Raw genomic sequence first — 26,693 nt, 5'->3', positions numbered from 1 at the left:
CGGAACGTAACTGAAACACGTTCTACTTTGGCGCCGAGTTCGAAAATCGGCGAAAAATTCACATCCTGAACGGGTCAGGACTTCTTCGCGGGGGCCTTTTTGGCTGCCTTCTTCGCGGGCGCTTTCTTGGCCGCCTTCTTGGCAGGGGCCTTCTTCGCGGGTGCCTTCTTCGCCTCGCCGTCGCTGTCACTCGATTCGCCGCGGCGGCGTTTGACGCTGGCTTCGAGCTTGGCCAGCAGATCCGAGACGTCCTCGGTCTCGTCGAGCTCGGCCGGCTGTTCCTCAGTGGTGAATGCCTCGCCGCCTTCGAGCTTGGCCTGCACCAGTTCCTTGAGCTGCTCCTGATACGTGTCGCGGAACTCGTCGGGCCGGAAGTCGTCGGCCATCGACTCGACCACCTGGCCGGCCATCTTCAGCTCGGCGGGCTTGATCTCCACCTCTTTGTCGAGCACCGGGAAGTCAGGATCGCGGATCTCGTCGGGCCACAGCAAGGTGTGGATGACCATCACGTCCCGCTTCGAGAAGTCTTTGACCCGAAGCGCGGCGAGGCGGGTCTTGTTGCGCAGGGCGAAGTGCACGATCGCCACCCGATCGGTGTCGGCGAGCGTTTTGGCCAGCAGCACATAGGACTTGGACGACTTGCCGTCGGGCTCCAGGAAGTAACTGCGGTCGTACATCAGCGGGTCGATCTCGCTGGCGGCGACGAACTCGACCACCTCGATCTCGTGGCTGCGTTCCTCCGGCAAGGTGGCGATGTCCTCGTCGGTGATCACCACGGTCTGGCCGTCGTCGGATTCATACGCCTTGGCGATGTCGCGGTATTCGACGACCTCGCCGCACACCTCGCACACGCGCTTGTAGCGGATGCGGCCGTTGTCCTTGGCGTGCACCTGATGGAACTTCAGATCGTGGTCTTCGGTGGCGCTGTACACCTTGACAGGGACGTTCACCAGACCGAATGCGATCGAGCCTTTCCAGATGGAACGCATATGTCCAGTATGCAGGGCTTCGTAGCTGCCGCGGTCAGATGACGGGCTCGACACCCGGGTTCAACCCGAGCGGGGTATCCGGGTTCGCACCCGGCGAACCGCTCATGTACCCCTGTTCAGGCGGATCCTGGCAATTGCTGTTCATCGGGGTCTGGTCACCCGAGCAGTAGGGGACGTGATCCTCCGGATCGGCGACGGCCTGGGGTGCGCCGATCAACGCGGGTAGCGCTACCAGAGCGGCCACCAGCATTTTCTTCACTAGTCCACGGTATCAGCGGGTAATACCGTGTGATGGTGAATGACGTGTGGCCGCCGGGGGCGACGAGAGGACCGCGGGTCACGCTGACCAACGCCGACAAGGTGCTGTATCCGGCCACCGGCACCACCAAGGCCGACGTGTTCTCCTACTACACGACGATCGCTGACGTGATGCTGCCGCACATCGCCGGCCGGGCGGTCACCAGGAAGCGTTGGCCGAACGGTGTCGACGAGCCGTCGTTCTTCGAAAAGCAGCTGGCCAGTTCGGCGCCCGGTTGGCTGGAGCGCGCGACGGTCGACCACCGCTCGGGCAGCACCACGTATCCGATCATCGAAACCCCCATTGGGCTGGCCTGGATCGCGCAGCAGGCGTCGCTGGAAGTCCATGTGCCGCAATGGCGGTTCACTCCGGACGGAAAGCCCGGGCCTGCAACACGTTTGGTCTTCGACCTGGACCCGGGTGAGGGCGTGACGATGCCGCAACTGTGCGAGGTTGCCAATGCGGTCCGGGAGCTGATGGAGGACATCGGGCTGACGGTGTATCCACTGACCAGTGGCAGCAAGGGGTTGCATCTGTATGCGCCGCTGGCCGATCCGGTGAGTAGCAGCGGTGCCGTGACGGTGGCGCGCCGGGTCGCCCAGCAGCTGGAGAAGAGCATGCCCAAGCTCGTCACCGCGACGATGACCAAGAGCCTGAGGGACGGCAAGGTGTTTCTGGATTGGAGTCAGAACAACGGGTCCAAGACGACGATCGCGCCGTATTCGTTGCGCGGCCGGGCGACTCCGACGGTGGCCGCGCCCCGGACGTGGGAGGAGATCGGCGATCCGGAGTTACGGCATCTGGAGTATCACGAGGTGCTGGCGCGGGTCGCCGAGCAGGGTGATCTGCTGGCCGGACTGGACGACGATGTGCCGCGGTATGACCGGCTGACCACGTACCGCAGCATGCGGGATGCGGCCAAGACACCGGAGCCGGTGCCCGCCGCCAGGCCGGCGATCGGGGAGAACAACACGTTCGTGATCCAGGAACACCATGCGCGACGCCTGCACTACGACTTCCGGCTGGAGCGTGACGGCGTGCTGGTGTCGTGGGCGGTGCCGAAGAATCTGCCAGACACCCCGGCGGTGAACCATCTGGCCGTGCACACCGAGGACCATCCCCTCGAGTACGCGACTTTCGAAGGGGACATCCCGAAGGGGGAGTACGGCGGCGGGAAGGTCATCATCTGGGACTCCGGCACGTATGAGGCGGAGAAGTTCCGGGACCGTGCCCCCGACGGTCCGGCCAAGGGCGGCGAGGTGATCGTCGACCTGCACGGCCAGCGAATCTCGGGCCGCTATGCGCTGATCCAGACCAACGGTGATCAGTGGCTGGCGCACCGGATGAAGGAGCAGCCGGCCCCGCGCCTGCAGGACTATTCGCCGATGCTGGCCACGCTGGGGTCGGTCGAGAAACTGACTGCGGCGCAATACGGGTTCGAGGGCAAGTTCGACGGTTATCGGCTACTGGTCGAGATCTCGGGCGGGCAGCTGCGCGCACAATCACGCAGCGGGCGCGACCTGACCGCCGACTATCCGCAATTGGCTTCGCTGGCAGCCGATCTCGCCGACCACGACGTCATCCTCGACGGTGAGGTCGTTGCACTGGATGCCGACGGGGTGCCGAACTTCGGCGAGATGCAGAACCGGGTGCGCGCCACCCGCATCGAGTTCTGGGCGTTCGACATCCTGCGGCTCGATGGGCGTTCACTGCTGAAGGCCAAGTATCGCGACCGGAGGAAGGTGCTCGAAACGTTCGCGCAGGGAACAAATCTGATCGTGCCGCCGCTGCTCGACGGTGACGGTCCGGAGGCACTGGAGTTCTCCCGCAAGAAGAAGTGGGAGGGTGTCGTCGCCAAAAAGTGGGACTCCACGTATCAGCCCGGCCGGCGATCGGCGGCGTGGATCAAGGACAAGAACTGGAACACCCAGGAAGCCGTGATCGGCGGGTGGCGAGAGGGTAATGGCGGACGCTCAAGTGGGATCGGTGCGCTGCTGCTCGGCATTCCGGAAGACGGCGGCCTTCGGTTCATTGGCCGGGTGGGCACGGGGTTCTCGGACAAGGAGCTGGGCCGGTTGAAGAAAATCCTTCAGCCGCTTCACACCGATGAATCACCTTTTGCCACACCGCTTCCCAGAGTGGACGCCAAGGGCGTCACCTACGTGCGGCCGGAGCTGGTCGGCGAGGTGCGCTACGGCGAGTGGACGTCCGACGGCCGACTGCGGCATCCGAGCTGGCGTGGCCTGCGGCCCGATAAGGCGCCCGCCGACGTGGAGCTGGAGTCGCCGAGTTAGGCCGCGTCATCTCCCACATCGTCGGGCGGCCGATCTCCGCCCAGCAGCCGTTCCGGGTGGTGGAAGTCGTTGACGCCGCCGCGCAGCATCGGAAGTCCCGGTGGCGGTATCCATTCGGTGTCGCCATTGGGTAATTGCCGGGTTCTCCAGCCGCCGGATTCGACGAGTTCGTTGTCGGGTGGGCAGGCCAGCGTAAGGTCATCGATGTCGGTATTGCCGCCGGTCTTCCAGTCTTGTGCGGCGTGATGGACATCGCTGTGGTAGCCGGGTGCGTCGCAGCCCGGTCTGCTGCAGCCGCGATATTTGGCATGCAACATGATTCGCTGGTCTGCCGTGGCGATGCGTTTGGTGCGGCCCAACCACAGCGCTCGTCCGTCGACACCGTCGAACAGGGCCAAGTAATGATAGGCGTGGCTGGCCATCCTGATCACGTCCGACATCGGCAGCAGGGTCCCGCCGGCGGTAACCCCGTGCCCGGTCTGAGCCTGAAGGTCTTGTAGCGTCGCGCTGACGATCACCGTGACGGGTAAGCCCTTGTGTTGACCGAGTTTCGGATCCCCGAGCTGTCCGCGCATCATTGCTTTGAGCGCATCATGCTGGCGTTGACCCCTGGTACGGGAATCCCGTTGCCGTGCGTCATCGGTGGGCTCGTCGAGAACGGTGGGGGTCTCGTCGGCCGGGTTGCACATGCCCGGTGCGGCGAACTTGGCGAACGCGGCGTCGATCAGTGCCCGTGTTTCGGGGTCGGCGACAATCCTGCCTTCGCTCATGCCGTCGGGGCGTTGGCGACGGCTCCAGGTGAAGCTGCGTTGGCGTGCACGGTCTTCGTCGGAGAACAGGCCATCCGGGTTCAGGTGCGCCGCAAGGCGTTCGGCTACGTTCTCCAAATGATCGGGGCGCAGCACGGCCGCCTTCTGGGCGAGAATGCGTTCGGCTTTTTCCATTGCGGCCGGCGGCACATGGCTGGGCAGTTGGCGGAAGAATTTCTGGATCACCTGCAGATGTTCAACATCCAACTCACCGGCGGCCCACGCCTCGGCGGTCTCGGGCAACACCGGGGGCAGCGGTTCTCCGGTCAAGGTGGTGCGCGGCGCCAACTGTGCGGCATCGCGGAGGCGGCGGCGCGCCTCGGTAGGACTGACCCGCAACACGTCCGCCAACGTGAGATCCAGCTTCGGGCAGCCCTCGAACCGCTCCAACTTGCTGACCAACGAATGGGCCACCGCCACCTGACGCCGCCGCGCGGTCTCCATTCGCTCCAGGACCACAAATCGCTCCGGTGGCGACAAGACATCGAGATCGACCGCGGCCAGCGACTCGACTGCTTCGTCGAGTGCCTCCAATACCACGTCGATCGAACTCATGTTCGAAAGACTACGCCGACCCGCCGACAAGTTTTTGTGCCATGCGACAGTGGGCACCGATGGGAATGAGAACGTTGGCCACTCAAGAACGTGACGAGTTCGCCGACCTGCTCAGTGGCTTGAGCAACGAGCAATGGAACGCTCCGAGCCTGTGCGGGGATTGGCGGGTCCGCGACGTTGCCGCTCATGTCATCGGTTACCTCGACCGCAGCCGGGCCGCGTTCGCTTTCGCACTTGTCAAGCATCGATTCCATGTGGACCGGCTCAACGCCGCCGACGTAAAGCGCTATTCGGTCTGTCGGCAAGAAGAGATAGTCGACGCCATGCGAGATCGCGCGGCGCCTCGAGGTGTTGGATCGGGCTTCGGCAATCGAATTGCACTAGTGGAGAGCATGATCCATCAGCAAGACATTCGTCGCGCGCTGAACCGGCCGCGCGCGATACCGGCCGAACGCCTCGCCGCTGCTCTTCAGTTCACCACGGCAGCGCCCCTCATTCGCGGTGGCTGGTACACCCGCGGAGTCCGGCTGGTTGCCACTGATGTGGAATGGGCAAGCGGACGCGGTCCCGAAGTTCGTGGCCTCGGCGAAGCGCTGCTCATGACCATGGCCCGCCGCCGCGGCGTGCTGGCCGAGCTGACCGGCCCAGGCGTGCGAATCCTCAGTGGACGGTCACGATAGCGCTCTAGATCGCAACCCCCGCCGCGGCGATTGCCTCGTGCAAACCGCGCGTCGCCAACTGGTCGGCCAGCTCGTTGTCCGCGACACCTGAATGGCCCTTGACCCAGAACCACTCCACGCGGTGGCGTTCGCAGGCGAGCTGAAGCCGCTGCCACAAGTCGACGTTCTTCACTGGCTGCTTGGCGGCGGTCATCCAGCCGTTGCGCTGCCAGCCGACCACCCACTTGGTGATGCCGTTCCGGACGTACGTGCTGTCGGTGTAGAGGTGCACGGTCACAGACCGGGTGAGTGCCTCGAGCGCCATGATCGGCGCGGTCAGCTCCATCCGGTTGTTGCTTGTCGCGCCGGCCTCGCCGCCGCACATCTCACGGACGTGTTCACGCATGCGCAGCACCGCGCCCCACCCGCCGGGACCGGGGTTGGGTCGGCAGCCGCCGTCGGTGTGGATGACAACAATTTCGCTGACCTCCGCGCTCATGAGTTTCTCCTATGTCAAGCCGCTGCTGTTTGGCAAGGCTGAGTTCGATTTCTATGATCGGTGTGGAGATGGCTGTAGACGACGCGGGCCAGTCGGCGTTTGAGGCAGCGCAGGGCCTCGGTGCTGGAATCGCCTTGTGCGAGTCGGTGTCGGTAGTAGGTCTGTCCGAGGCCGGGAAGGCGGATCTGGGTGACGGCGATGCGGTGCAGGGCGGCGTTGAGTTGGCGGTTGCCCGTGCGGGTCATGCGGACCCGTCCGGCGGTATTGCCCGACCACACAGGAATCGGCGCCACACCGCTGTGACGGGCGAAAGCCGCCTCGCTTTTGAAGCGGGGCACCCCGGCGGTTTCACCGATGATCTTGCCCGTGGTCAGTTCCCCGCACCCCGGCATCGCCAGCAGCACCGGGGCGATGACCCGCACGCGTTCACCGATCCGCTTGGCTAGCGCATCGATCTGTTCGGTCAGCCGGGTGATGTCGGCCAGCTCGTCGCGGGCGAGCTCGGCGACCAGACCAGGCACCGTCGCCAGCCAGTCGCCCAACAGCGTGCGATGCTTGGCGAGATCCAACGAACCCGGCCTGGGAGCCCGACTGGGATCCAACTCATGAACCCGCCACAACAATCGATTGATCGTCGACGTGCGTTGCCCGACAAGGTCTTCACGGCGATCTACTAACAACTTCAACTCCCGCGACACCTCATCATGGGAGGCGATCGGCAGATCGGGCTCCCGTAAGTAGGCCCGCGCCACAGCCAACGCATCGATCGGGTCAGACTTACCCCGGGTGCGCGCCGAGGCTCTGGCATAGGCCATCAACTTCGGCGGTACCCGGACCACCTTCTGATCAGCGGTCAGCAGATCTCGCTCCAGCCGCGCCGACAAGTGCCGGCAATCTTCGATCGCCCACACCACCTCGACGCCGAACTGGGATCGGACCCACTGCACCGCCTGACGATGCCCGTCAGTGGTGGCCTTGACCACCTTCTCCCCGAGCTTGCGGCCCACCTCGTCGACGGCGACGAAGGTGTGCGTGCGCTTGTGTACATCGGCTCCAACAACAACCATGGTGGTTGCCTCCATTCACTGTGAGGTGACGGTTGGGCCGGTCGGCGGACACATCTCAGTGGGGGCGATGCCACGCTCCTATCAAGTCACGCCGGCCGGTCCTTCACACCTGATGCCGACAAAACGCATGCACGCCAACCCGAAGGCGGCACCGAGACTACGAGCCAGACACCAGGTGATCAGGATCCAACCACCGCAACAGCGGCGACTTCACCTTGACACTGAGCCGAGAATAGGCGGCGAAATCATCGCCGTGCGGACCGACATGCCCAGATCTCGATGCCGCAGTGTGGTGATCCGGCGCCCCGGCTGCACGGCGTCTTTCACCGGCAGCGTCCGGTCGCCGAAGAACGCCGCCGTCGCGTCGATGTCGGCGACGACGTAGGTGATTCCCCACAGCGACGACGGTCCGTCACCCGCCGCCGATGGCGACCCGACGACCTCGAGGATCACCGGGCCCAGCCGGAAGAAGACCTGCCGCATCGGTTGTCCGCCGAGTTCGGCATCCCGTTCCCGGCGCGGCTGCAGCCCGATCGCACCCAGTGCGGCAACGGTGCGGGCGAGGTTGGGGGACAACAGCACGACGTGATCGATCGACGTCACCCCGTTCGGATGCGTGGCGGGCGCGGCGACCTCAGCATCGGACGGCAGGGTCGGAATCCCGTCCAGCTCGCCCTGCGAAGCCGCGCCCCGCAACGTCCATCCCACAATCCCGGTGCCACCCATACCCAGTCGCACCCGGACGTCGCCGATGCGACACACCGAGTCGTCGTCGACGCTGAACCCCGCGTCCCGCCACACCGAGGCCGGATCGCCGATGTGGATCTCGTCGATCGTGACGGTCATGGCCCCTGAAGGATCGGCTTCAACGTCTCCAGCACGGTCGGATCCTCGATGGTGGACGGCACCGGCTCGTCCTTGCCGTGCGCGATGCCGCGCATCGTCTTACGCAGGATCTTGCCGGACCGGGTCTTCGGCAGTGCCGGCACGACATCGACCAACCGGAAGCACGCCACCGCACCGATCTCCTCACGCACGGCGGCCACCAACTCCTCGGCCAGCCCCTCGGCCGACGCCCCGGCCTTCAACACTACGAAGCCGCGCGGCACCTGGCCCTTGATCTCGTCGGCCACCCCGATCACCGCGCATTCGGCCACCGCGGGGTGCGCGGCCAGTACCGCTTCGATCGATCCCGTCGACAATCGGTGTCCCGCAACGTTGATCACGTCATCGATGCGGCCCATCACGAACAGATAGCCGTCCTCGTCGAGATAGCCTCCGTCGCCGGTCAGGTAGTAGCCGGGGTGCTCGCACAGGTAGGACGCCTCGTAGCGCGCATCGTCGCCCCAGAGCGTCGGAAGCGTGCCCGGCGGCAGCGGCAGGCTGATGCAGATCGCACCTTCCTCGTTCGGCTCGCACTGCGAACCATCCACCCGCAGGATTCGCACGTCGTAACCCGGCATCGGGACCGTCGGCGAGCCGGCCTTCAGCGGAAGATGTTGCACGCCCATCGGATTCGCCGCGATCGCCCAACCGGTCTCGGTCTGCCACCAGTGATCCACAACGGGTACGCCGAGTTTCTCCGACGCCCACGCGTAGGTATCGGGATCCAGCCGCTCGCCGGCCTGGAACAGATACTTCAGCCCCGACAGGTCGTAGCGAGCGGCATGCGAGGCCTGCGGGTCCTCCTTGCGGATCGCCCGGATCGCCGTCGGTGCGGTGAACAACGCCTTCACCCCGTGCTCGGCGACGACGCGCCAGAATGCGCCGGGATCCGGTGTGCCGATGGGCTTTCCCTCGTACAGCACGGTCGTCGCGCCCGCCAGCAGCGGTCCGTAGACGATGTAGGAATGGCCGACCACCCACCCGACATCGGAGGCCGCCCAGAACACGTCGCCCGGGTCGATGTCGTAGATGTGCCGCATGCTCCACAGCAGCGCGACGGCGTGGCCACCGTTGTCGCGCACGATGCCCTTGGGCTTACCCGTCGTGCCGGACGTGTAGAGCACATAGAGCGGATCGGTCGCGGCCACCGGAACAGGGTCGACGGGCTCGGCCGACGCCATCGCGGAGGTCCAGTCGATGTCGCGCCCGGACACCAGATCGCAGGTGTGCTTGTCGCGCTGCACGATCACGCACGCCGCGGGCTTGTGCGACGCCAGCTCCAGCGCGTGGTCGAGCATCGGCTTGTACTCCACCACCCGGGTCGGCTCGATACCGCACGATGCCGACACGATCGCGACGGGCTGCGCGTCGTCGATGCGGGTGGCGAGCTCATGCGCGGCGAAGCCGCCGAACACCACCGAATGCACCGCGCCCAAGCGGGCACAGGCCAGCATCGCGATCACCGCCTCGGGGATCATCGGCATGTAGAGCACCACACGGTCGCCCCTGCCGACGCCCAAGTCACGCAACACACCGGCGAATCGCGCTGTCTCGTCGAGCAATTCGCGGTAGGTGTACAACCGTTGAGTGCCGGTGACCGGCGAGTCGTAGATCAGGGCGGCCTGGTCGCCGCGTTCGTCGATGTGCCGGTCGAGCGCGTTCGCGCACGTGTTCAGCTCACCGTCGGGAAACCATCGGTAGAACGGCGGGTGGCTGTCGTCGAGAATCCGCTTCGGTGCGCGAGTCCACGTAACCGCGCGGGCAGCCTGCGCCCAGAACGCGCAGGGGTCAGCGACGCTGGCGTCGAACAGTTGGCGATACTCGCCCATCCCGGCTTCCTCCCGTCATTGGGTGTAAGCACGGTAGCGCGGTCATGTGACGCAGTCGTCACCTATCAGGGGTTTGTCGCCGAACGCACCGGCATCTGCGCCGAGCGGCACGCCGTCAGGCCAGCGCGGCCAGATTCGACACCGATTTGCGGACATCTGATTCCAGCACTTTGGCCACCAGCCGTCCGATCGGTCCGTTGAGGACCCCGCCGGAGATGTCGGAGATCAGGTGAAAACAGGTGCGGCCGTCAGCATCGGTGACGTTCATCGTGATGCAGATCTTGACGGCGGGCCAGCCGGTTCCGGTCAGCTCGATCGTGTGCGGCTCGTCGTATCTGGTCACCCGCCAGTGGATGGTGTTGCGGAAGCCCTTGACCTTGATCAGTGACGACACCTCGGTGCCTTCGGCGATCGTTTCCGGCACCGGACCGCGCCAGCCGGCGAAGATCGTCATCCACTCGTCGAAGCGGTTGAGATCCGAGGCGAGTTTCCAGGCCTGCTGCGGCGCCACGTCGGAGGGCACGGATACATCAACGGTAGCCATGGGCGGCCTATACCCGATGGATGGCCACCGCTAACGTGCAGCACATGGCTGCGGTGGAATTTGAAGAGGTCGAAGACGGGATCGCCCACGTCACGCTGAACCGGCCGAATGTGCTCAACGCGATCGACGGTGCCCTGATGGACGGTGTGGACGACGCCCTCGACGAGCTGAGCTCGTGGAAGTACCGGGTCGCCGTCCTGACCGGCGCGGGACGCGGCTTCTGCGCGGGCGCCGACCTCAGCGGTACCGGCGAGCCGTGGACCGAGCCGGCCGCCGCGCAGTTCAAGACGACCTATGACGCGCAGGTGCGGCTGGCCGATTAGCTGACCCGGCTCTATGAACTGCCCATACCCGTGGTCGCGGCGGTCAATGGGGTGGCCGTCGGCGGGGGACTGGCCTACGCGCTGCATTGCGATATCCGACTCGCCTCGCAATCCGCACGCTTCGGTTCGGTGTTCATCAAGGCTGGGTTCTCATCGCTCGACATGGGCACCAGCTATCTGCTGCCGAAGATCGTCGGGGCGGGCGCGGCCCGCGAGATGATGCTGACCGGACGAATCATTGACGCGGCCGAGGCTTACCGAATCGGGCTTGTGCACGAGGTGGTGTCCGAGGACGACCTCGCCGGCGCCGCTCTGGCGATGGCGCGCAGCATCGCCGCGAACAATGCATTCGGGGTCTGGCAGACCAAGACCGGTCTCAATGCGGCCCTGGATGCGCCGAGTCTGCGGCACGCCAAGGAGATCGAGAACCGGACGCAGGTTCTGACCGGGTTCACCAATAACCCGCGGGAGGCCGCGATGGCGCACCGCGAGAAGCGCGCGCCGAAGTGGGATCCGCTGTGACGGTTAGACTTTGGCGATAACGTTCTCGGCGAACCACTCGAGGTTGCGGATCTTGGCATCCAGCGGCTCGGTGTCGGGGCCCTTGATGTAGGGGATCCGGAACCCGACGATCACGTCGGTGACGCCCTTGTCCTCCAGCCGTTTGACGCCGTCGACGGTGAAGGCGTCCGCCGAGATGACGTGGATCTGGAAGTCCTTGTCCGCCGTGCCTTCCTCTTCGCGGTAGCGGTTCAGCTTCGCCAACAGCTCGTCGAGATCTTCGGTGCCACCGCCGTGCATCCACCCGTCGTTGCGGGCCGCCCGCCGCAATGCGGCGTCGGCATGTCCGCCGATCAGGATCGGCAGCGGCTCGGTCGGGGCCGGCGTCATCTTTGTCTTGGGAATGTCGTAGAACTCGCCGTGGTACTCGAAGTAGTCGCCGCTGGTGAGGCCGCGGATGATGTCGATGCACTCGTCCATGCGCTTGCCGCGCTTGGCGAACGGCACGCCCATCAGCTCGTAGTCCTCCGGCCAGGGGCTGGTCCCGACGCCGAGGCCGACACGGTTGCCGATCAGCGCGGCCAGCGAGCCGGCCTGTTTGGCCACCAGGGCCGGCGGCCGGATCGGCAGCTTGAGGACGAAGAAGTTGAAATGCAGCCGTTCGGTCACCGCGCCGAGCGCCGCGGTGATCACGAACGTCTCGATGAAGGCCTTGCCGTCCAGAAACTCTCGATTGCCATCCGGTGTATACGGATACGTGGAGTCCGACTCGAACGGATAGGCCACGCTGTCCGGAATCGTCATCGCGTGATAACCCGCCGCCTCGGCGGCCTGAGCGAGCGGGATATAGAACGTCGGATCGGTCATCGCCTCGGCGTAGGTGAATCGCATGTCGCGATAGTAGAACGTGTTCTACTTCCCGGGTCCCGGATGCGGGTTGTCGACCTGAATAAACGGTTGCATCATGTAAGGATCACGTCAGATTCGGGTTCGGGGACCGACTGCCTAGGGACGAGGAACGTTCTGAGCGCGCGACCCAGGTGCGCGTCACAACGTGTTCTCGGGGCCGATCGCACACCACACCACCTTGCCGGTGGTGGTGGGGCTGCACCCCCACGTGCGGCAGATCGCGTCGATGATCTTCAAACTCGAGAGTTTCTCGGTGCAGGGAAACCGCTCGAGGATTGCTGGTGCGATCGTGCTGCTGTCCTCGACCGCCACTGTCAGCACATCATCTCGCATCTCCAGTCGCACGGCGGTGGCCCCGCCTGCGTGTAGCGCAGCGTTCTCCACCAACGCGGAGACCACGACCTTGGCTGCCGGAATGACTTCCGGGCGCGCCCAGTCCTGCATGCACTCGGAGACCAGTTGACGTGACAGGTGGACGCCGTGGGAGTCGGGGGTCAATACGATCCGCGCACGCCGGCGCTCAGGTGTTTCGTGCGCGGCTACTGCAGCGGCTGCCTGCTGGACAGCGGGATAGACAGGAAGGAATCGGCTGATGCCGTTGCGGCGCAGAAGGTTTCGTCCGTCGGGAGTGCAACACACCAGGAGTAGTGGAATATCGGGCCAGCGGGCGATGTGCCACCGGGCGCTGGTGAAAACGGCCAGGGCGCTCTCGGTCGGCACGACGAGTTCGGTCATATCGACAATCACGGCCCGCGGGGCGTCGATCGCGGCCTCGATGATGACGTCTCGAAGCTGGCGGTAGCTGACGCTTTCCAGAATGCCGTGGACAGTCAGCACTGTCGCGCCGTCATTGACCTCGCTCCGGGTGCGGACTCGCTCCATTCTCATGTTGACTTCCCGGCGGTGGGGTGGCTCGCGCACGACGTTCGTCGCATGCCCCGGACGATAGCGCCACCAGGTTGCTTCACCACACGCTGAAGTCGGCGAGCTGTTCGGGGCGGCTGACTCATACGCAAAGCACTACCCGATAGAGGGACAGGCAACCGGCTTGTTGCCTTCGCTTTCACCTGCCGCGGGGTAGTGTTGCCACAGAGCTGAGAACAACGCTCGAGCCGCACGACCTCATGACGAATGCCGCAGCCGTGCTTCTGCGCGTTTCGCCTCGGTGGCTTGGGCCGCCGTTCAAAGTCAGGACGAACAATCACAGCTCTCACTCCGGTGCTTCCGCACCACACCACCTGCACCACCGCCGATCCGGACGCGGCCGCCGCGTTCTTCAAGAGCGCCTGGGGTGCCGACGGTCGCATCGACGGTCTCGATCCTGACCACCCCATCCGCCTGTCTCGGATGGAGATCGGAGAAGTCAGCGTCACCGACGCGGAGCTGCCGAGCACTCTCAAGTTCGAGACCGGTGAGTGGTCGTGTTATCTCGTCACCCAGGTCAAGGCAGGCAATGCGCGGATCGGTACCAACGCCCGAGCTGAGCAGTGCGCGGCCGGCGACGTGGTGCTCGCCGTGCGCCCGGGCCGGCCGTGCTGGGCGCAGACCGAGGATGCCGAGCTGTCAGTGGCGGCACTCGTGCCGGAGGCACTGCTGCGGATCACGGGGGACCTCGCGGCCGACGGTGGGTCCGCGGTCCGTTTCACCTCCGCGCGCCCCCGCTCGCCCGCCGCGGCTGCGCAATGGGAGACGACCGTCGGCTACGTGACGTCGACCCTGACCGGCGTCCGCTGTCCGGATGATGCCGCGTTGGTGGTGGGTGGCGCCGTTTCGCTGCTGGCGTCGACGCTGTTGCATGTCTTCCCGAACACCTACGCAGACGCCCAACCCGTCGAGCAGCCACAGGTCTCCGCGCCACTGGTGCGCCAAGCGATCGACTACATCCAGGACAACTGCGCACGGGACATCTCGATGAGCGATATCGCCGCGGCCATCAACGTCACGCCCAGAGCCGTGCAGTACATGTTCCGGCGGCATCTCGACACCACGCCGATGGCTTACCTGCGGCGGGTGCGCCTGGATCGCGCGCACCGAGATCTGCTGGCGGCCGACCCATCCCACGACACCGTGTCGGCGATCGCCACTCGCTGGGGCTTCGCCCACACCGGGCGGTTCAGCCAGGTCTATCGCGCGGAATTCGGAGAGTCACCGAGCGTCACCCTGCACGGCTGAGGGGGTTTGGCGCCGCGGGTCACCGGGAAGCACTGCCGTGAGCAGAAAGGAGCGGCGATGAGCGCGATCTCGAAAGCGATGTACCTGCCCCTGTCGATCGGCACCAGCGTGGCGGGTGGTCTTCTGGCCGGTGCGCTGTTCACCCAGGTGTGGAAGCGAGTCGGCGACACGAACGAGGCCCCGCCGGATCCCAAGGATCTCAACAGATCCGGCCGCGAGGCGTTGCTTGCGGCGGCCCTACAGGGTCTGGTGTTCGGCGTCGTCCGCGCCGCGGTCGACCGCGCCGGTGCCCGCGGCTACCGGGCGGTGACCCATCAGAACCCGGTGTGACTCAAGCGATTTGACTCCAGGTGGCCTTCGCCCCTGAGTCACCGATGCGGTACACCTGCACGATCGTCGCGACGCCGGCCACCACCACGAACACCGCGACGACGGCCGCCAGGACGCTGGACACCGCCCGCCCGCGGGCGGCACTGACATGAATGACCGCCAGCAGAACCGCCCCGACGAGCAGCGCCAGCGAGAAGAAGAGCATGGTGTCGCCGATCTCCGCGTGCGCCTCGATCAGCGGCGACCGGCCGACCTTGTCCTCCAGCCACTCGCCGGCCTCAGTGGTCAGCGGCGTCAGCACCGTGACGATCAGCGACAGCGCCAACACCAGCCACACCAGACGCTGGCGGGCCGCGGGCCACACCGCGCACAGAATCGCCAACAGAGCCGTCAGCGGCGCCAGCGCCACAATGAAATGAACGAACAGCACGTGGGCCGGTAGACCGTTGAACGTCGACACGGGGCGAATGCTACCGGGGCCGTGGTAGATAATCGCGCTCAAATGGCGTCCTGGCTGACCCGCAATGTCCGGGTGCTCTCGGCGGTGTCGTTCCTTCAGGACGCCGCCAGCGAGCTGCTGTATCCGTTACTGCCCATTTACCTGACCGCAGTACTGGGCGCACCCGCCTCGGTCGTCGGCGCGATCGAAGGGGCCGCCGAGGGTGCGGCGTCATTGACCAAGCTCGCGGTCGGGCCGCTCGGCGATCGGTTCGCCAAACGCCCGTTGATCGCAACGGGATACGGGATGGCCGCGCTCGGCAAGGTCATCATCGCCGTCGCCGCCGCGTGGCCCGGAGTGCTGGCCGGGCGGGTGGTCGACCGGCTCGGCAAGGGAATCCGCGGTGCACCGCGGGACGCGCTGCTGGTCGAGGGCATCGATACACCGTTGCGCGGCAGGGTATTCGGTTTCCACCGCACCATGGACACTCTCGGCGCGGTGGTCGGACCACTGCTCGGGCTGGCCGGTTACGAACTGCTGGATCATCACATCGCGCCGCTGCTCTACATCGCGATCGTCCCCGCGGTGCTGTCCGTGCTGCTGGTGGTCCTGGTGCGAGAGCCGCGGCGCACTGTCCCTCGTGCCCAGCGTCAGCCGGTGTTCCGCGGCCTGCGGGAGTTGCCCCGGCGGTACTGGCGGGTGACCGCTCTGCTGGTCGGCTTCGGCATCGTCAACTTTCCCGACGCGCTATTGCTGTTGCGGCTCAACGAGATCGGCTTCGGCGTCGTCGAGGTGATCCTCGCCTACGTCGGGTACAACCTGGTGTACGCGCTGGGCAGTTTCCCGGCCGGTGTGCTGGCCGACCGGTTACCGCGTTCGGTGGTGTTCGGCTTCGGCCTGGTCTTCTTCGCCGTCGGCTACATCGGCCTCGGGATGACCACCGATCCGCTGGCGGCGTGGTTGCTGATCGCGGCCTACGGAATGTTCACCGCGTGCACCGACGGCGTCGGAAAGGCGTGGATCTCCTCGCTCGTCGGCGGCGACCGGCAGGCCACCGCGCAGGGAGTGTTCCAGGGCGCAAGCGGTTTCGCGGTGCTGGCCGCCGGGCTGTGGGCCGGACTGCTGTGGGGCGGCGACGGCCGCCTACCGCTACTGATCTCCGGCATCGCCGGGGCGTGTTTCGCGGTGATACTCCTGGTTCCGACCGCGTTGCGGCGCTTTCGTTAGGCTGCCCCGGTGCGCACCATCCACGTCATCGGCATCGGAGCCGGCGACCCCGACTACGTGACATCGCAGGCGATTCGTGCGCTCAACGACACCGAGGTGTTCTTCGCGATGGACAAGGGCGAGGCGAAAAGCGACCTCGTCGCCTTGCGGCGGGAGATATGCCAGCGCTTCATCACCGAGCCGGGCTACCGCTTCGTCGAACTACCCGACCCGAAACGCGCGGCCGACGGCGACTACACCCAGGCCGTCGCCGACTGGCATCATGCCCGCGCCCAGTTGTGGGCCAAGGCGATCGAAACCGAGCTCGGCCCGGATGGGGTCGGCGCCTTTTTGGCGTGGGGAGACCCGTCGCTCTACGACAGCACCCTGCGAATCCTCGACGAGGTCGTCCGACATGTCGAGGTCGACTACGACGTCATCCCCGGCATCACCGCGATTCAGGCGCTGACCGCCCGGCATCGCATCCCGCTCAACGACGTGGGCGAACCCGTGTTGATCACCACCGGACGTCAGCTGCGCACCACGGGCCTGACCGGTTCGGCGGTGGTGATGCTCGACGGTGACTGCGCGTTTCTCGGATGCCCGCCGCAGACCCGCATCTGGTGGGGCGCTTACCTCGGCACGCCCGACGAACTGTTGATGGCGGGCACCGTCGGCGACGTCGGTGAGCGCATCGCGAAGCTGAGGGCCGAAGCCCGCGCACAGCACGGCTGGATCATGGACATCTATCTCCTGCGGGCCTGATCTGGGAAGATCCCCGCATGGGACCGTTCCTGCTTCGTGCCGCGGTGACCGGGCTGGCGCTGTGGGTGGTGACGCTGATCGTGCCCGGCATCACCTTCGTGGGCGGTGACACCACGCTGCAGCGGGTCGGCATCGTTCTGGTCGTCGCGATCGTGTTCGGGGTGGTGAACGCAATCGTCAAGCCGATCGTGCAGTTCGTGTCGATCCCGCTCTACATCCTGACGCTCGGCCTGATTCACGTGGTGATCAATGCGCTGATGTTGTGGATCACCGCGTGGATCACCGAGCACACCACTCATTGGGGACTGCAGATCGACCAGTTCTGGTGGACCGCGATCTGGGCGGCGATCGTGCTGTCGATCGTCGGCTGGCTGTTCTCGCTGCCGCTGCGTGACGCCGAGCGCCGCTAACCTGGACGTATGCCTGAACTGCCGGAAGTCGAGGCCTTGGCCGATCATCTGCGCCGGCATGCGGTCGGCCAGACGGTCGGGCGCGTCGACATCGCGGCGCTATCGGTGCTGAAGACGTTCGACCCGCCGCCGACCGCGCTGCACGGACAGCCTGTGACGGGCGCGGCCCGCTGGGGCAAGTACCTCGGTATGCAGGCCGGCGGCCTGTGGTTGATCACCCATCTGTCCAGGGCCGGCTGGCTGAAGTGGAGCGACAAGCTCGCGGCCGCCCCGCTCAAGCCAGGTAAGGGCCCGATCGCGCTGCGCGTGCACCTCGGAACACCCGGTGAAGCAGCCGGTTTCGACCTGACCGAGGCCGGCACCCAGAAGCGGCTGGCCGTCTGGATCGTCGATGACCCGGCCAAGGTACCTGGCATCGCAACGCTGGGCCCCGACGCGCTGGAGATCGGTCAGGAGCAGCTTGCGGAAATCCTCAAACCGCATAGCGGGCGGATCAAGACGGTGCTCACCGACCAGAAGGTCATCGCCGGAATCGGCAATGCCTACAGCGACGAGATCCTGCATGTCGCCAAGCTGTCGCCGTTCGCGACGGCCAACAAGCTCACCGCCGCGCAACTGGGCGCCCTGCATGACGCGATGATCACGGTGCTGACCGATGCTGTGCAACGGTCGGTGGGTCAACAGGCGGCAACCCTGAAGGGCGAGAAGCGATCTGGACTACGGGTGCATGCCCGCACCGGGTTGCCCTGTCCGGTGTGCGGTGACACCGTGCGCGAGGTGTCGTTCGCCGACAAATCGTTTCAGTACTGCCCGACCTGTCAGACCGGCGGCAAGGTGCTGGCCGACCGAAGGATGTCACGGCTGCTGAAATAGGTCCGGCGGGCTGGGGGTACCTCCCGGCCGAAGGCGAGGGGGAGAGCGAAGCGACCCGGGGATTATTCTTGGCAAGTGACTCGCCAGAGAATCCTCATCACCGGTGCCAGTTCCGGACTCGGGGCCGGGATGGCCCGAGCGTTCGCGGCCCAAGGACGTGACCTGGCGCTGTGCGCACGCCGCGTCGACCGGCTGGACGAACTGAAGGCCGAACTGGCGCAACGACACCCGAACATCACGGTCGCCGTCGCCGCTCTCGACGTCAACGACCACGATCAGGTGCCCAAGGTCTTCGCCGAACTGTCTGATCAACTCGGCGGGATCGACCGGGTCATCGTCAACGCCGGAATCGGGAAGGGCGCGCCGCTCGGCTCGGGCAAATTGTGGGCCAACAAAGCCACCATTGAGACCAATCTGGTCTCGGCGCTCGTGCAGATCGAAACCGCACTGGAGATGTTCGCCGGGGCGGGCTCCGGGCACCTGGTGCTGATCTCGAGTGTGATGGGCAACCGAGGCGTGCCCGGGATCAAGGCCGCCTACGCGGCGAGCAAGGCGGGCCTGACCTCACTGGGCGAGTCGCTGCGGGCCGAATATGCCTCGGGCCCAATCACAGTCAGCGTCATCGAACCCGGCTACATCGAGTCGGAGATGACCGCCAAATCGAAGACGACGATGCTGATGGTCGACACCGACACCGGTGTGCGGCAGATCGTCGCCGCCATCGAACGCGAGTCCGGGCGGGCGATCGTGCCGGCGTGGCCGTGGATTCCGTTGGTGGCGCTGATGAAGATCGTGCCGACGCGGTTCACCAAGCTGTTCGCTTAGCGGGTCCGGCCCCTTTCGGCCCGATACCGCCGCACCAGCTCGTCGGTCGAGCTGTCGCTCTGCTGTGCGGGCGATCCGTCACTGGTGATCACTCCGAGCAGCGCCTTGGCCTGTGTCTTGCCCAGCTCGACACCCCACTGGTCGAACGAGTCGATACCCCAGATCACGCCTTCGGTGAACACCTGATGCTCGTAGAGCGCGATCAGCTGGCCTACCACCGACGGCGTCAGCCGGTTCGCCAGGATCGACGTGCTGGGCCGGTTGCCGGGCATCACCTTGTGCGGCACCACGTTTGCCGGGGTTCCCTCGGCGGCGATCTCCTCGGCCGTCTTGCCGAACGCCAGCACCTGGGTCTGGGCGAAGAAGTTGCTCATCAGCAAGTCGTGCATGCTGCCCGAGCCGTCGGCGGTTGGCAGGTCGTCGGTGGGCTCGGAGAAGCCGATGAAGTCGGCGGGCACCAGCCGGGTGCCCTGGTGCAGCAATTGGTAGAACGCGTGCTGACCGTTGGTTCCCGGTTCGCCCCAAAAGATCTCACCGGTCGGGGTGGTCACGGGGGAACCGTCGGCCTTCACCGACTTACCGTTGGACTCCATCGTCAGCTGCTGCAGGTACGCCGCGAACCGGGACAGGTCATTGGAGTAGGGCAGCACCGCCCGGGTCTCGGCGCCGAAGAAGTCGGAGTACCACAGGCCGATCAGCCCCAGCAGGGCCGGTGCGTTGGATTCCAAAGGCGCAGTGGCGAAATGGCGATCGACGATGTGGAAGCCGGACAGGAAATCGGCGAACGCTTCCTTGCCGATCACCGCCATCACCGACAGGCCGATCGCGGAGTCCACCGAGTAGCGGCCGCCCACCCAGTCCCAGAAGCCGAACATGTTGGCGGTGTTGATGCCGAAGTTGTCGACGAGTTTCTTGTTGGTCGACACGGCCACGAAGTGTTTCGACACCGCGGCATCACCGAGGGCATCGGTGAGCCAGCGGCGCGCTGCCGTCGCGTTGGTCAAGGTCTCCAGCGTCGAGAACGTCTTCGAGGCGACGATGAAAAGCGTTGTGGCGGGCTCGAGTCCGTCGAGCTTGGCGACCAGGTCGGCCGGGTCGACGTTGGAGACGAACCGTGCCGAGATGCCGGCGTCGGCGTAATGCCGCAGCGCCTGATACACCATCACCGGGCCCAGGTCCGAACCGCCGATGCCGATGTTGACGACGGTCTTGATCCGCTCACCGGTGGCGCCGGTCCACTCGCCGCTGCGCAGCCGGTCGGTGAAGTCGCCCATCCGGTCGAGTACCTCGTGCACGTCGGCGACAACGTTCTGGCCGTCGACCTCGAGTGCGGCGTCGCGCGGCAACCGCAGCGCGGTGTGCAGCACCGCGCGGTCCTCGGAGGTGTTGATGTGCTGGCCGGACAGCATCGCATCGCGGTGCTGTTCGAGGTTCGCGGCCCGGGCGAGATCGACCAGCAGCGACAGCGTCTCCCGGGTGACGCGGTGCTTGCTGTAGTCGATGTACAAGTCGCCGACGGTCAGCGTGAGCTCGCGGCCGCGGTCCGGATCCTCGTCGAAAAGTTCGCGGAGCGTCTTCCCGGCGATCTGGTCGTGGTGGCGACGCAGCGCGTTCCATTCTCCGGTTGCGGAAATGTCTCCAGTCATTCGTTCGACCCTAGTGTGACGAGGTGTCCAAAGGTGTACATGATGGAGGTATGAGCACCCCAGACATTGAACGGCTGTTGTCGTCGGTTCCCACGGGATTGTGGATTGGCGGTGAAGAGCGCAAGGGCTCGTCGACCTTCGAGGTCTTCGACCCGTCGAACGACAAGGTCATCGCGACGGTCGCCGACGCGACCGCCGAGGACGCCATCGCCGCGCTCGACGCAGCGTGCGCGGTCCAGGCCGAGTGGGCGGCCACCCCGGCCCGGGATCGCGGTGAGATCCTGCGCTCGGTGTTCGAGACGATCATCGACCGCGCCGACGATCTCGCGACGCTGATGACCCTGGAGATGGGCAAGGTCGTCGCCGAGTCCATGGGTGAGGTCAAGTACGGCGCGGAGTTCTTCCGCTGGTTCGCCGAGGAGGCGGTCCGCATCGGAGGTCGCTACACGCCGTCCCCGGCGGGCACCGGACGGATCATCGTCACCAAGCAACCCGTCGGCCCCTGTTACGCGATCACGCCGTGGAACTTCCCGCTGGCCATGGGAACCCGCAAGATCGGGCCCGCGTTCGCAGCGGGCTGCACGATGATCGTCAAGCCGGCTCAGGAGACGCCGCTGACCATGCTGCTGCTGGCCAAGCTGATGGCCGAGGCCGGCCTGCCCAAGGGTGTGCTGTCGATCCTTCCCACCAGCCATCCCGGTGATGTCACCAAGACGCTGATCGACGACGGCCGGCTGCGCAAGCTGACCTTCACCGGTTCCACCGGCGTCGGCAAGGCGTTGGTGGCCCAGTCGGCGGACAAGCTGCTGCGCACGTCGATGGAGCTCGGCGGCAACGCGCCGTTTGTGGTCTTCGACGACGCCGACATCGACGCGGCGGTCGACGGCGCGATGCTGGCCAAGATGCGCAACGGCGGTGAGGCGTGCACGGCGGCCAACCGGATCCACGTCGCCAACGCGGTGATCGGCGAGTTCACCGACAAGTTCGTCAAGCGAATGGCCGAGGTCAACCTGGGCAACGGGCTCGACCCGTCGGCCAAGCTCGGCCCCCTGGTGAACACCAAGCAGCTGGCCAAGGTTCAGGAACTCGTCAACGACGCCGTGGAGAAGGGCGCGACGGTCGCGCTCGGCGGTGAGGCGCCCGGCGGCCCCGGCAACTTCTACCCGGCCACGGTCCTCACCGACATCCCGGCCGACGCCCGCATCCTCACCGAGGAGGTGTTCGGACCTGTCGCGCCGATCATCGGCTTCGACACCGAGGAAGACGGCGTCGCCGCGGCCAATGCCACCGAATACGGGCTGGCGTCCTACATCTACACCGAGTCGCTGGACCGGGCACTGCGGGTGGCCGAGGCCATCGAGTCGGGCATGGTCGGCGTCAACCGCGGCGTGATCTCCGATCCGGCCGCGCCGTTCGGCGGGGTCAAGGAATCCGGCTTCGGTCGCGAGGGCGGCACCGAAGGCATCGAGGAGTACCTGGACACCAAGTACATCGCGCTGACCAAGTAGTGGTGGGCATCACGCTTGCAATTGCAAGCGCTGGGTAACCCCTACGCCATGAAGATCAGCAGTCGTCAGCGCCCCGCGCACCGAGGGGTGCCTGAGCTCGTCGTCGCGCAGCTGTCCGGCGCGGTCGGGGGTCTGATGCTGGCTCTCGACCAGCTGCGGCCGGAGGCGCCGAAGCGCCCCAAGATCGTCGATCGGGACCTGACGCGCTGCTGATGCTCAGCTGACCGAGCGGTCCGAGTCCGTCCAGAATTTGGCCCGCAGTTCCCGTTTGAGCACCTTGCCCGCCGCCGACACCGGCAGCGCGTCGACGACCTCGAAGCTGCGGGGAATCTTGTACCCGCCGATGAGCGTCTTGCAGAACTCTCGGAGCTCGTCATCGCTCGCCTGCTCCCCGCTGGTGAGAACCACGACGGCGTGCACCCGTTCCCCCCAGCGTTCGTCCGGAACCCCGATCACCGCACACGTCGCCACGGCCGGGTGGCGGGCCAGCGCGTTCTCCACCTCGACGGAGTACACGTTCTCCCCACCGGACACGATCATGTCCTTGATGCGGTCGACGACGAACACGTAACCCCGCGCGTCCATGTAGCCGGCATCGCCGGTATGCATCCAGCCGCCTCGCAAAGCGGCCGCGGTCTCCTCGGGCTTGTTCCAGTAGCCGGCCATCACATGCGCGCCCCGCACGGTGATCTCACCGACCTCGCCGCGCGGCAACTCGGTGTCGTCCTCGCCGACGATGCGTACCTCCGAGTGCGGGGCGGCGCGCCCACCGGAGCGGCGCAGCACCGGGTCGGCGTGGTCGGCCGGCGACAGCAAAGTGGCGACCGGCGATACCTCAGTCATGCCGTAGGCCTGGACGAACGAGGCTGTCGGCAGCCGCTGCGCCGCCCGCTCCAACAGCGCGGCCGAGATCGGCGAACCGCCGTACAACACGGCCCGCACACTGCTGGTGTCGTGCGCGGACAACGCCGGATCGTCGACCAGCATCTGCACCATCGTCGGCACCAGCAGTAGATCGGTGATCCGGTGCTGCTGCATCGCTTCGAGCACCCAGTCAGGCCGGAATGCCGGGATGAAGACATGCGTACCGCCCCGACAGACCTGCGCCGTCCAGATCGCCAGATCCGCGAGGTGGAACATTGGCGCGGCGTGCAGCAGCGGGCCGCCCGATGTGAGGAACAACCCCGACGCCAGGCAGCCCAGCGCCGACGTCATCAGGTTGTCGTGGGTCAGCATGACGCCCTTCGGATGCCCGCTGGTACCGCCGGTGTAGACCAGGCCGGCCAGATCCGACCCGCAGCGGTGCGCGTCGGGCACCGGGTCGCTGGCCGCGACCAGCTCCTCATAGCTCAGCAGTCCCTCCGGCGCATCGCCGTCGCCGCAGTGAATGACATGCGCCAAATCCGGGAATTGCGAACGTAATTCGGGAAGCAACGGGAGGAAGGTGTCATCGATCAGCAAGGTGCGGGTGTCGGAATCGCGCAGGCTGTAGGCGATCTCGGCGCCGCTCCAGCGGATGTTGATCGGGTTGAGCACCGCGCCGGCCCACGGCGTGGCAAGCAGATACTCCGAATAGCGATCAGAGTTCAGCGACAGGATCCCGACGCGGTCACCCGTGCTGACGCCGAGTGTGTGAAGGGCGCCGGCCAGTCGGGCCACCCGGTCGGTGACCTCGGCGAAGGTCCGGACCCGCCCGGCGCAGATCGTCATCGTGTCGTGCGGGGTGGCCCGCACGGCCCGGTGCAGGCCCTGCGTCAGGTACATGCCGGTGGTCATCGCGGCGTGAACCGGAACGGCAGACGTTTGATGCCATGAATGAAGTTGGTACCCAACAGGTCTGGCTCGCCGGTCTCGAATTCGGGTATGCGCATCAACAACTCCCGTGTTTCGGCCCGAAGCATCGACCGGGCCAGGTTGGCACCCAGGCAGTAGTGTATGCCGCCTCCGCCGAAGCTCACATGAGGATTGGGGGAGCGGGACAGATCGAATGCCCGGGGGCGGTCGAAGGCGTCGGCGTCGAAATTGCCCGCCAGATAGATCATCACCACTTTGTCGCCCGGCATGATCGTCTGGCCACCGAGTTCGGTTTCGACGACGGCGGTGCGGCTGAAGGTGAGTAGCGGTGTCGCCCAGCGGATGAACTCCTCGATGGCGGTGCTGATGCGTGCGTCGAAGTCGTCGAGCAGCCACGTGCGCTGATCGGGGAAGAGCGACAGTGCCCGTACCGCGTGGCCGAGGGTGGTCTTGGTGGTGTCGGTGGCCGCTCCGGACAGCAGGCAGAAGAACGACGCGATTTCGAAGTCCGTCAGCTTCTGCCCGTCGATCTCGGCCTGCGTCATCGAGGAAATGATGTCGTCGCCGGGCTCCCGGCGGCGCAGGTCGATGATCTCCTTGGCCACCTGGTGCAACCCGGCGATTGACTCGAGTTGCACTTCGGCGGCGCTGCGTCCAGCCAGATACTCCTCGTCGGCCCATGACACCGAACCGATGACGTGTTTGACGGTCGCTTCTTCGAGATGCTCTGGTACGCCGAACATCTCACAGAACATCCGTACGGGCAGAAGGCTCGCGCAGCGATCCATGAACTCGATCTCACCCGACGGATCGGTCGCGATATCGTCGATGATCTGCTTGGCCGCCAGCTCGATTTTGTCCTCGATGCGTCTGATCTGGCGCGGGGTGAAGGCCTTGCTGACCAGCCGGCGCAACTGGTCGTGCCTCGGTGGGTCCATCGCGAGGAAGGACAGCGCCATCTCCAGGAACAATGGGGGCAACCTGTCGAAGAACACGCCTTGCCCGGAGACGAAGGTCTGGTTGTCGTGGCTGACCCGCTTGATGTCGGCGTGTCGCACGACGGCCCAGAAGCCGGGATCGTCGGGGTCGGGCACCACGGCACCTTCGATGGGACGCTGCCAGGACACCGGCTGCTCGGCGCGGAGCTGGGCGAACACCTCGTCCATCTCCAGGGCCGGACGGGCCCAGAACGACTTGCTCGATACCTCGATGTCGCAGTAGTCGGGCTTGTTGTCCGAGGTGGCGGGAAGAATGCCCTCGATATGCATGGTGCCTCCAGTGCGCGCGGTTTGCATCGGCCTTCAGTGTCGAAGGTGCCGACCTGTGCCGGCATCCCCCCAAAAGGGCCTGTTTGCCTGCCGATCGGACATCTGGGTCACGCAGACACCTGCAACCAGTACGACACCGCCTCGGCACGGTTGGCGGTACCGAGCTTGCGGAAGATGTGCTTCATGTGGCCCTTGACCGTTCCCTCGGAGATGGTCAGTGCCCGCGCGATCCGTGCATTGGTGGCACCGCTTGCGACCAGTTCGAGCACCTCGAGTTCTCGACGGGTCAGGACGCTGGCCGCGGTGGCCCGGCCCGGGCTGGGTGGGCCGGCTGCATCGAGCGCGCCGCGGAACAGCGACGGGCGGCGGTAGGTACGACCGGACCAGCTGCGCTCCAGTTCGGTGATCCGCGATGTGATGCCGTCCGCCTGGACGCGCAGCGCCCGTAGTTCGTCGAGCATCATCAGGCGTGACATCGTGGACCCGAGGTATTCACCGAACAGTCCGAGTAGGCGAATGTCGCTGTTGACGAATCGGCGCTTCCGGTAGAACGCGTCGGCGTGAACGAAGCCGATCACGTTGCGGCAGGAGATGATTGGCGCAGCGATGTACCGTTGGCCCTTGGAGATGTCGATGATGGTGGCATAACAGCGCGGCAGTCTGTGTGCGTCGTCGACGAGGATCGGCCGCAACCTGCGCAGCATTTCGGCCTCGGGCAGCGCTGCGTCGATGACTTCGGGATGCTCCTGTCCTGCCGCCACAATCTGCGAAGCCCAGCTGGGATCGCGTTCGATGTGTCCTGCGACGGGCACCCATCGGCCGTCGCTCACCGACGAGATCATCGCCCTGTCGAATCCGAGATTGGTGGCCGCGATTGCGGCGCGGTCGAGCAGATGGGCAGGGTCGTCGATCTGGTCGAGCTCCGCGGTTGCGTCACGAAGCCCGGCCAGCGCATGGTCGACTCGTTCGACCTCGCGGGAGTGGATGCGGGTGAGTGCCGACTTCACCCGGGACAGCAGGTCGATGTCGTGTGGGTCGGCCGGTGTCGCCGCGGTCAAGGCGTGGACGGCGGCCTGCCACACCGCATCAAGGGCGGCGAGTGCGTCGGCACAGTCCTCGACGACATCGGCCGGGCCGATCCCGGGATAGCGGCCGCGCGCGGTAGCGACGATGTCGGCGACCTCGGCGTGGTCATGGGTCTGCAGGCTCAATCCCCGCCGCCGGGGCGATCGCACACTGCTGACAACGGGCGCACTGGCCATGAAACCTCCTTCGAGCACCGCTGCTGTAGCAGCC

26 protein-coding genes and 1 pseudogene are annotated in these 26,693 nt (G+C 65.9%); 12 read left to right on the top strand and 15 right to left on the bottom strand.

Going from position 1 to position 26,693, the window contains the following annotated elements:
• Positions 1–74: 74 nt before the first annotated feature.
• Together ku and K0O64_RS23910 are read right to left on the bottom strand one after the other, a co-directional pair.
• Complete coding sequence (ku, locus tag K0O64_RS23915; protein WP_071949356.1) at positions 75–989, bottom strand: non-homologous end joining protein Ku; 915 nt, start codon at positions 987–989, stop codon at positions 75–77.
• A gap of 34 nt (positions 990–1,023) precedes the next feature.
• The gene (locus tag K0O64_RS23910) at positions 1,024–1,239 is read right to left on the bottom strand and encodes a hypothetical protein (RefSeq protein ID WP_071949357.1); all 216 of its coding nucleotides are present in this window, start codon (positions 1,237–1,239) and stop codon (positions 1,024–1,026) included.
• Between the two features lie 44 nt (positions 1,240–1,283).
• Between K0O64_RS23910 and K0O64_RS23905 the strand changes: the two genes are divergently transcribed.
• Positions 1,284–3,581 carry an ATP-dependent DNA ligase gene (locus K0O64_RS23905; protein ID WP_425574778.1) on the top strand — a complete coding sequence of 766 codons (2,298 nt, stop codon included), beginning with the start codon at positions 1,284–1,286 and terminating at the stop codon, positions 3,579–3,581.
• On the opposite strand, the gene K0O64_RS23900 is transcribed toward K0O64_RS23905, so the two are convergent.
• Complete coding sequence (locus K0O64_RS23900; protein WP_096312202.1) at positions 3,578–4,945, bottom strand: HNH endonuclease signature motif containing protein; 1,368 nt, start codon at positions 4,943–4,945, stop codon at positions 3,578–3,580. The two genes, K0O64_RS23905 and K0O64_RS23900, sit on opposite strands and share 4 nt — an antisense overlap.
• A gap of 59 nt (positions 4,946–5,004) precedes the next feature.
• Between K0O64_RS23900 and K0O64_RS23895 the strand changes: the two genes are divergently transcribed.
• Positions 5,005–5,625 carry a maleylpyruvate isomerase family mycothiol-dependent enzyme gene (locus K0O64_RS23895; RefSeq protein WP_071950329.1) on the top strand — a complete coding sequence of 207 codons (621 nt, stop codon included), beginning with the start codon at positions 5,005–5,007 and terminating at the stop codon, positions 5,623–5,625.
• Positions 5,626–5,629: 4 nt separating this feature from the next.
• Here the strand turns inward: K0O64_RS23895 and rnhA are convergent, their stop codons facing one another.
• From rnhA to K0O64_RS23870, 5 genes are all read right to left on the bottom strand, one after another.
• Positions 5,630–6,103 carry a ribonuclease HI gene (gene rnhA / locus K0O64_RS23890; protein WP_071949360.1) on the bottom strand — a complete coding sequence of 158 codons (474 nt, stop codon included), beginning with the start codon at positions 6,101–6,103 and terminating at the stop codon, positions 5,630–5,632.
• A gap of 14 nt (positions 6,104–6,117) precedes the next feature.
• On the bottom strand, positions 6,118–7,185 hold the full coding sequence (locus K0O64_RS23885) for an IS110 family RNA-guided transposase (RefSeq protein WP_425574777.1): 1,068 nt from the start codon (positions 7,183–7,185) through the stop codon (positions 6,118–6,120).
• Between the two features lie 195 nt (positions 7,186–7,380).
• A complete protein-coding gene (locus tag K0O64_RS23880) occupies positions 7,381–8,016 on the bottom strand; it encodes a VOC family protein (RefSeq protein ID WP_096312201.1) in 636 nt (211 codons plus the stop codon).
• Positions 8,013–9,884 (bottom strand): propionyl-CoA synthetase, encoded by a 1,872-nt coding sequence (locus K0O64_RS23875; RefSeq protein ID WP_071949362.1) that lies wholly within the window; start codon positions 9,882–9,884, stop codon positions 8,013–8,015. The genes K0O64_RS23880 and K0O64_RS23875 overlap by 4 nt, the downstream gene beginning before the upstream one ends.
• A 115-nt stretch (positions 9,885–9,999) precedes the next feature.
• A complete protein-coding gene (locus K0O64_RS23870; protein ID WP_071949363.1) occupies positions 10,000–10,428 on the bottom strand; it encodes a type II toxin-antitoxin system Rv0910 family toxin in 429 nt (142 codons plus the stop codon).
• Between the two features lie 44 nt (positions 10,429–10,472).
• Here K0O64_RS23870 and K0O64_RS23865 point away from each other — a divergent pair.
• Positions 10,473–11,273 (top strand): annotated as a pseudogene (locus K0O64_RS23865) (enoyl-CoA hydratase/isomerase family protein).
• A gap of 3 nt (positions 11,274–11,276) precedes the next feature.
• Here the strand turns inward: K0O64_RS23865 and K0O64_RS23860 are convergent.
• Positions 11,277–12,143 (bottom strand): TIGR03619 family F420-dependent LLM class oxidoreductase, encoded by an 867-nt coding sequence (locus K0O64_RS23860; RefSeq protein WP_096312200.1) that lies wholly within the window; start codon positions 12,141–12,143, stop codon positions 11,277–11,279.
• A 156-nt stretch (positions 12,144–12,299) separates the two neighbouring features.
• The gene (locus tag K0O64_RS23855; RefSeq protein ID WP_125477492.1) at positions 12,300–13,049 is read right to left on the bottom strand and encodes an STAS domain-containing protein; all 750 of its coding nucleotides are present in this window, start codon (positions 13,047–13,049) and stop codon (positions 12,300–12,302) included.
• A 330-nt stretch (positions 13,050–13,379) separates the two neighbouring features.
• On the opposite strand from K0O64_RS23855, the gene K0O64_RS23850 reads away from it, so the two are divergent.
• Both K0O64_RS23850 and K0O64_RS23845 read left to right on the top strand, forming a co-directional pair.
• Positions 13,380–14,333, top strand: a complete 954-nt coding sequence (locus tag K0O64_RS23850) for a helix-turn-helix transcriptional regulator (RefSeq protein WP_220045806.1) — start codon at positions 13,380–13,382, stop codon at positions 14,331–14,333.
• 57 nt (positions 14,334–14,390) lie between these two features.
• Positions 14,391–14,663: a DUF4235 domain-containing protein gene (locus K0O64_RS23845; protein WP_096312197.1), complete on the top strand. Its 273-nt coding sequence runs from the start codon at positions 14,391–14,393 to the stop codon at positions 14,661–14,663.
• 1 nt (position 14,664) lies between these two features.
• Here K0O64_RS23845 and K0O64_RS23840 read toward each other — a convergent pair whose 3' ends face one another.
• Positions 14,665–15,123 carry a DUF2231 domain-containing protein gene (locus K0O64_RS23840; protein ID WP_096312196.1) on the bottom strand — a complete coding sequence of 153 codons (459 nt, stop codon included), beginning with the start codon at positions 15,121–15,123 and terminating at the stop codon, positions 14,665–14,667.
• Positions 15,124–15,165: 42 nt separating this feature from the next.
• On the opposite strand from K0O64_RS23840, the gene K0O64_RS23835 reads away from it, so the two are divergent.
• The 5 genes from K0O64_RS23835 (at position 15,166) to K0O64_RS23815 (ending at position 19,181) form a co-directional block, all read left to right on the top strand.
• The gene (locus K0O64_RS23835) at positions 15,166–16,329 is read left to right on the top strand and encodes an MFS transporter (protein WP_096312195.1); all 1,164 of its coding nucleotides are present in this window, start codon (positions 15,166–15,168) and stop codon (positions 16,327–16,329) included.
• 9 nt (positions 16,330–16,338) lie between these two features.
• Positions 16,339–17,073, top strand: a complete 735-nt coding sequence (gene cobF, locus K0O64_RS23830; protein ID WP_096312194.1) for a precorrin-6A synthase (deacetylating) — start codon at positions 16,339–16,341, stop codon at positions 17,071–17,073.
• 17 nt (positions 17,074–17,090) lie between these two features.
• Positions 17,091–17,483: a phage holin family protein gene (locus K0O64_RS23825; protein ID WP_096312193.1), complete on the top strand. Its 393-nt coding sequence runs from the start codon at positions 17,091–17,093 to the stop codon at positions 17,481–17,483.
• 9 nt (positions 17,484–17,492) lie between these two features.
• A complete protein-coding gene (locus K0O64_RS30220) occupies positions 17,493–18,356 on the top strand; it encodes an Fpg/Nei family DNA glycosylase (RefSeq protein ID WP_096312192.1) in 864 nt (287 codons plus the stop codon).
• A gap of 75 nt (positions 18,357–18,431) precedes the next feature.
• Positions 18,432–19,181, top strand: coding sequence for an SDR family oxidoreductase (locus tag K0O64_RS23815; protein WP_096312191.1), 750 nt, complete (start codon positions 18,432–18,434; stop codon positions 19,179–19,181).
• Here K0O64_RS23815 and pgi read toward each other — a convergent pair.
• Positions 19,178–20,827, bottom strand: a complete 1,650-nt coding sequence (gene pgi, locus K0O64_RS23810; RefSeq protein WP_096312190.1) for a glucose-6-phosphate isomerase — start codon at positions 20,825–20,827, stop codon at positions 19,178–19,180. The genes K0O64_RS23815 and pgi overlap by 4 nt on opposite strands.
• Before the next feature lie 50 nt (positions 20,828–20,877).
• Here pgi and K0O64_RS23805 point away from each other — a divergent pair, with 50 nt between their 5' ends.
• Both K0O64_RS23805 and K0O64_RS23800 read left to right on the top strand, forming a co-directional pair.
• On the top strand, positions 20,878–22,335 hold the full coding sequence (locus K0O64_RS23805; protein WP_096312189.1) for an NAD-dependent succinate-semialdehyde dehydrogenase: 1,458 nt from the start codon (positions 20,878–20,880) through the stop codon (positions 22,333–22,335).
• Between the two features lie 48 nt (positions 22,336–22,383).
• A complete protein-coding gene (locus K0O64_RS23800) occupies positions 22,384–22,548 on the top strand; it encodes a hypothetical protein (protein WP_156909893.1) in 165 nt (54 codons plus the stop codon).
• Between the two features lie 3 nt (positions 22,549–22,551).
• On the opposite strand, the gene K0O64_RS23795 is transcribed toward K0O64_RS23800, so the two are convergent.
• The 3 genes from K0O64_RS23795 to K0O64_RS23785 form a co-directional block, all read right to left on the bottom strand.
• Positions 22,552–24,111 carry an acyl-CoA synthetase gene (locus K0O64_RS23795; protein ID WP_096312188.1) on the bottom strand — a complete coding sequence of 520 codons (1,560 nt, stop codon included), beginning with the start codon at positions 24,109–24,111 and terminating at the stop codon, positions 22,552–22,554.
• Positions 24,108–25,424 carry a cytochrome P450 gene (locus K0O64_RS23790; RefSeq protein WP_425574799.1) on the bottom strand — a complete coding sequence of 439 codons (1,317 nt, stop codon included), beginning with the start codon at positions 25,422–25,424 and terminating at the stop codon, positions 24,108–24,110. The genes K0O64_RS23795 and K0O64_RS23790 overlap by 4 nt, the downstream gene beginning before the upstream one ends.
• Positions 25,425–25,504: 80 nt before the next feature.
• Positions 25,505–26,659 carry a LuxR C-terminal-related transcriptional regulator gene (locus tag K0O64_RS23785; RefSeq protein ID WP_125477491.1) on the bottom strand — a complete coding sequence of 385 codons (1,155 nt, stop codon included), beginning with the start codon at positions 26,657–26,659 and terminating at the stop codon, positions 25,505–25,507.
• Positions 26,660–26,693 lie beyond the last annotated feature (34 nt).

This window comes from Mycolicibacterium pallens (genome assembly GCF_019456675.1).
GTDB lineage: Bacteria > Actinomycetota > Actinomycetes > Mycobacteriales > Mycobacteriaceae > Mycobacterium > Mycobacterium crocinum.
The sequence above is the reverse complement of the archived record's forward strand: the minus strand, read 5'-3'. Positions and strand labels throughout refer to the sequence as shown.

What these genes read in the sequence shown, in the direction of transcription:
- K0O64_RS23860 (WP_096312200.1), bottom strand. Translation starts at nt 12,143, where the DNA reads ATGCGATTCACCTACGCCGAGGCGATGACCGATCCGACGTTCTATATC.
- rnhA (WP_071949360.1), bottom strand. Translation starts at nt 6,103, where the DNA reads ATGAGCGCGGAGGTCAGCGAAATTGTTGTCATCCACACCGACGGCGGC.
- K0O64_RS23910 (WP_071949357.1), bottom strand. Translation starts at nt 1,239, where the DNA reads ATGCTGGTGGCCGCTCTGGTAGCGCTACCCGCGTTGATCGGCGCACCC.
- K0O64_RS23870 (WP_071949363.1), bottom strand. Translation starts at nt 10,428, where the DNA reads ATGGCTACCGTTGATGTATCCGTGCCCTCCGACGTGGCGCCGCAGCAG.
- ku (WP_071949356.1), bottom strand. Translation starts at nt 989, where the DNA reads ATGCGTTCCATCTGGAAAGGCTCGATCGCATTCGGTCTGGTGAACGTC.
- K0O64_RS23805 (WP_096312189.1), top strand. Translation starts at nt 20,878, where the DNA reads ATGAGCACCCCAGACATTGAACGGCTGTTGTCGTCGGTTCCCACGGGA.
- K0O64_RS23845 (WP_096312197.1), top strand. Translation starts at nt 14,391, where the DNA reads ATGAGCGCGATCTCGAAAGCGATGTACCTGCCCCTGTCGATCGGCACC.
- K0O64_RS23800 (WP_156909893.1), top strand. Translation starts at nt 22,384, where the DNA reads ATGAAGATCAGCAGTCGTCAGCGCCCCGCGCACCGAGGGGTGCCTGAG.
- K0O64_RS23785 (WP_125477491.1), bottom strand. Translation starts at nt 26,659, where the DNA reads ATGGCCAGTGCGCCCGTTGTCAGCAGTGTGCGATCGCCCCGGCGGCGG.
- K0O64_RS23795 (WP_096312188.1), bottom strand. Translation starts at nt 24,111, where the DNA reads ATGACCACCGGCATGTACCTGACGCAGGGCCTGCACCGGGCCGTGCGG.
- K0O64_RS23900 (WP_096312202.1), bottom strand. Translation starts at nt 4,945, where the DNA reads ATGAGTTCGATCGACGTGGTATTGGAGGCACTCGACGAAGCAGTCGAG.
- K0O64_RS23835 (WP_096312195.1), top strand. Translation starts at nt 15,166, where the DNA reads ATGGCGTCCTGGCTGACCCGCAATGTCCGGGTGCTCTCGGCGGTGTCG.
- K0O64_RS23790 (WP_425574799.1), bottom strand. Translation starts at nt 25,424, where the DNA reads ATGCAAACCGCGCGCACTGGAGGCACCATGCATATCGAGGGCATTCTT.
- K0O64_RS23855 (WP_125477492.1), bottom strand. Translation starts at nt 13,049, where the DNA reads ATGAGAATGGAGCGAGTCCGCACCCGGAGCGAGGTCAATGACGGCGCG.
- K0O64_RS23880 (WP_096312201.1), bottom strand. Translation starts at nt 8,016, where the DNA reads ATGACCGTCACGATCGACGAGATCCACATCGGCGATCCGGCCTCGGTG.
- K0O64_RS30220 (WP_096312192.1), top strand. Translation starts at nt 17,493, where the DNA reads ATGCCTGAACTGCCGGAAGTCGAGGCCTTGGCCGATCATCTGCGCCGG.
- pgi (WP_096312190.1), bottom strand. Translation starts at nt 20,827, where the DNA reads ATGACTGGAGACATTTCCGCAACCGGAGAATGGAACGCGCTGCGTCGC.
- K0O64_RS23875 (WP_071949362.1), bottom strand. Translation starts at nt 9,884, where the DNA reads ATGGGCGAGTATCGCCAACTGTTCGACGCCAGCGTCGCTGACCCCTGC.
- K0O64_RS23885 (WP_425574777.1), bottom strand. Translation starts at nt 7,185, where the DNA reads ATGGAGGCAACCACCATGGTTGTTGTTGGAGCCGATGTACACAAGCGC.
- K0O64_RS23895 (WP_071950329.1), top strand. Translation starts at nt 5,005, where the DNA reads ATGGGAATGAGAACGTTGGCCACTCAAGAACGTGACGAGTTCGCCGAC.
- K0O64_RS23825 (WP_096312193.1), top strand. Translation starts at nt 17,091, where the DNA reads ATGGGACCGTTCCTGCTTCGTGCCGCGGTGACCGGGCTGGCGCTGTGG.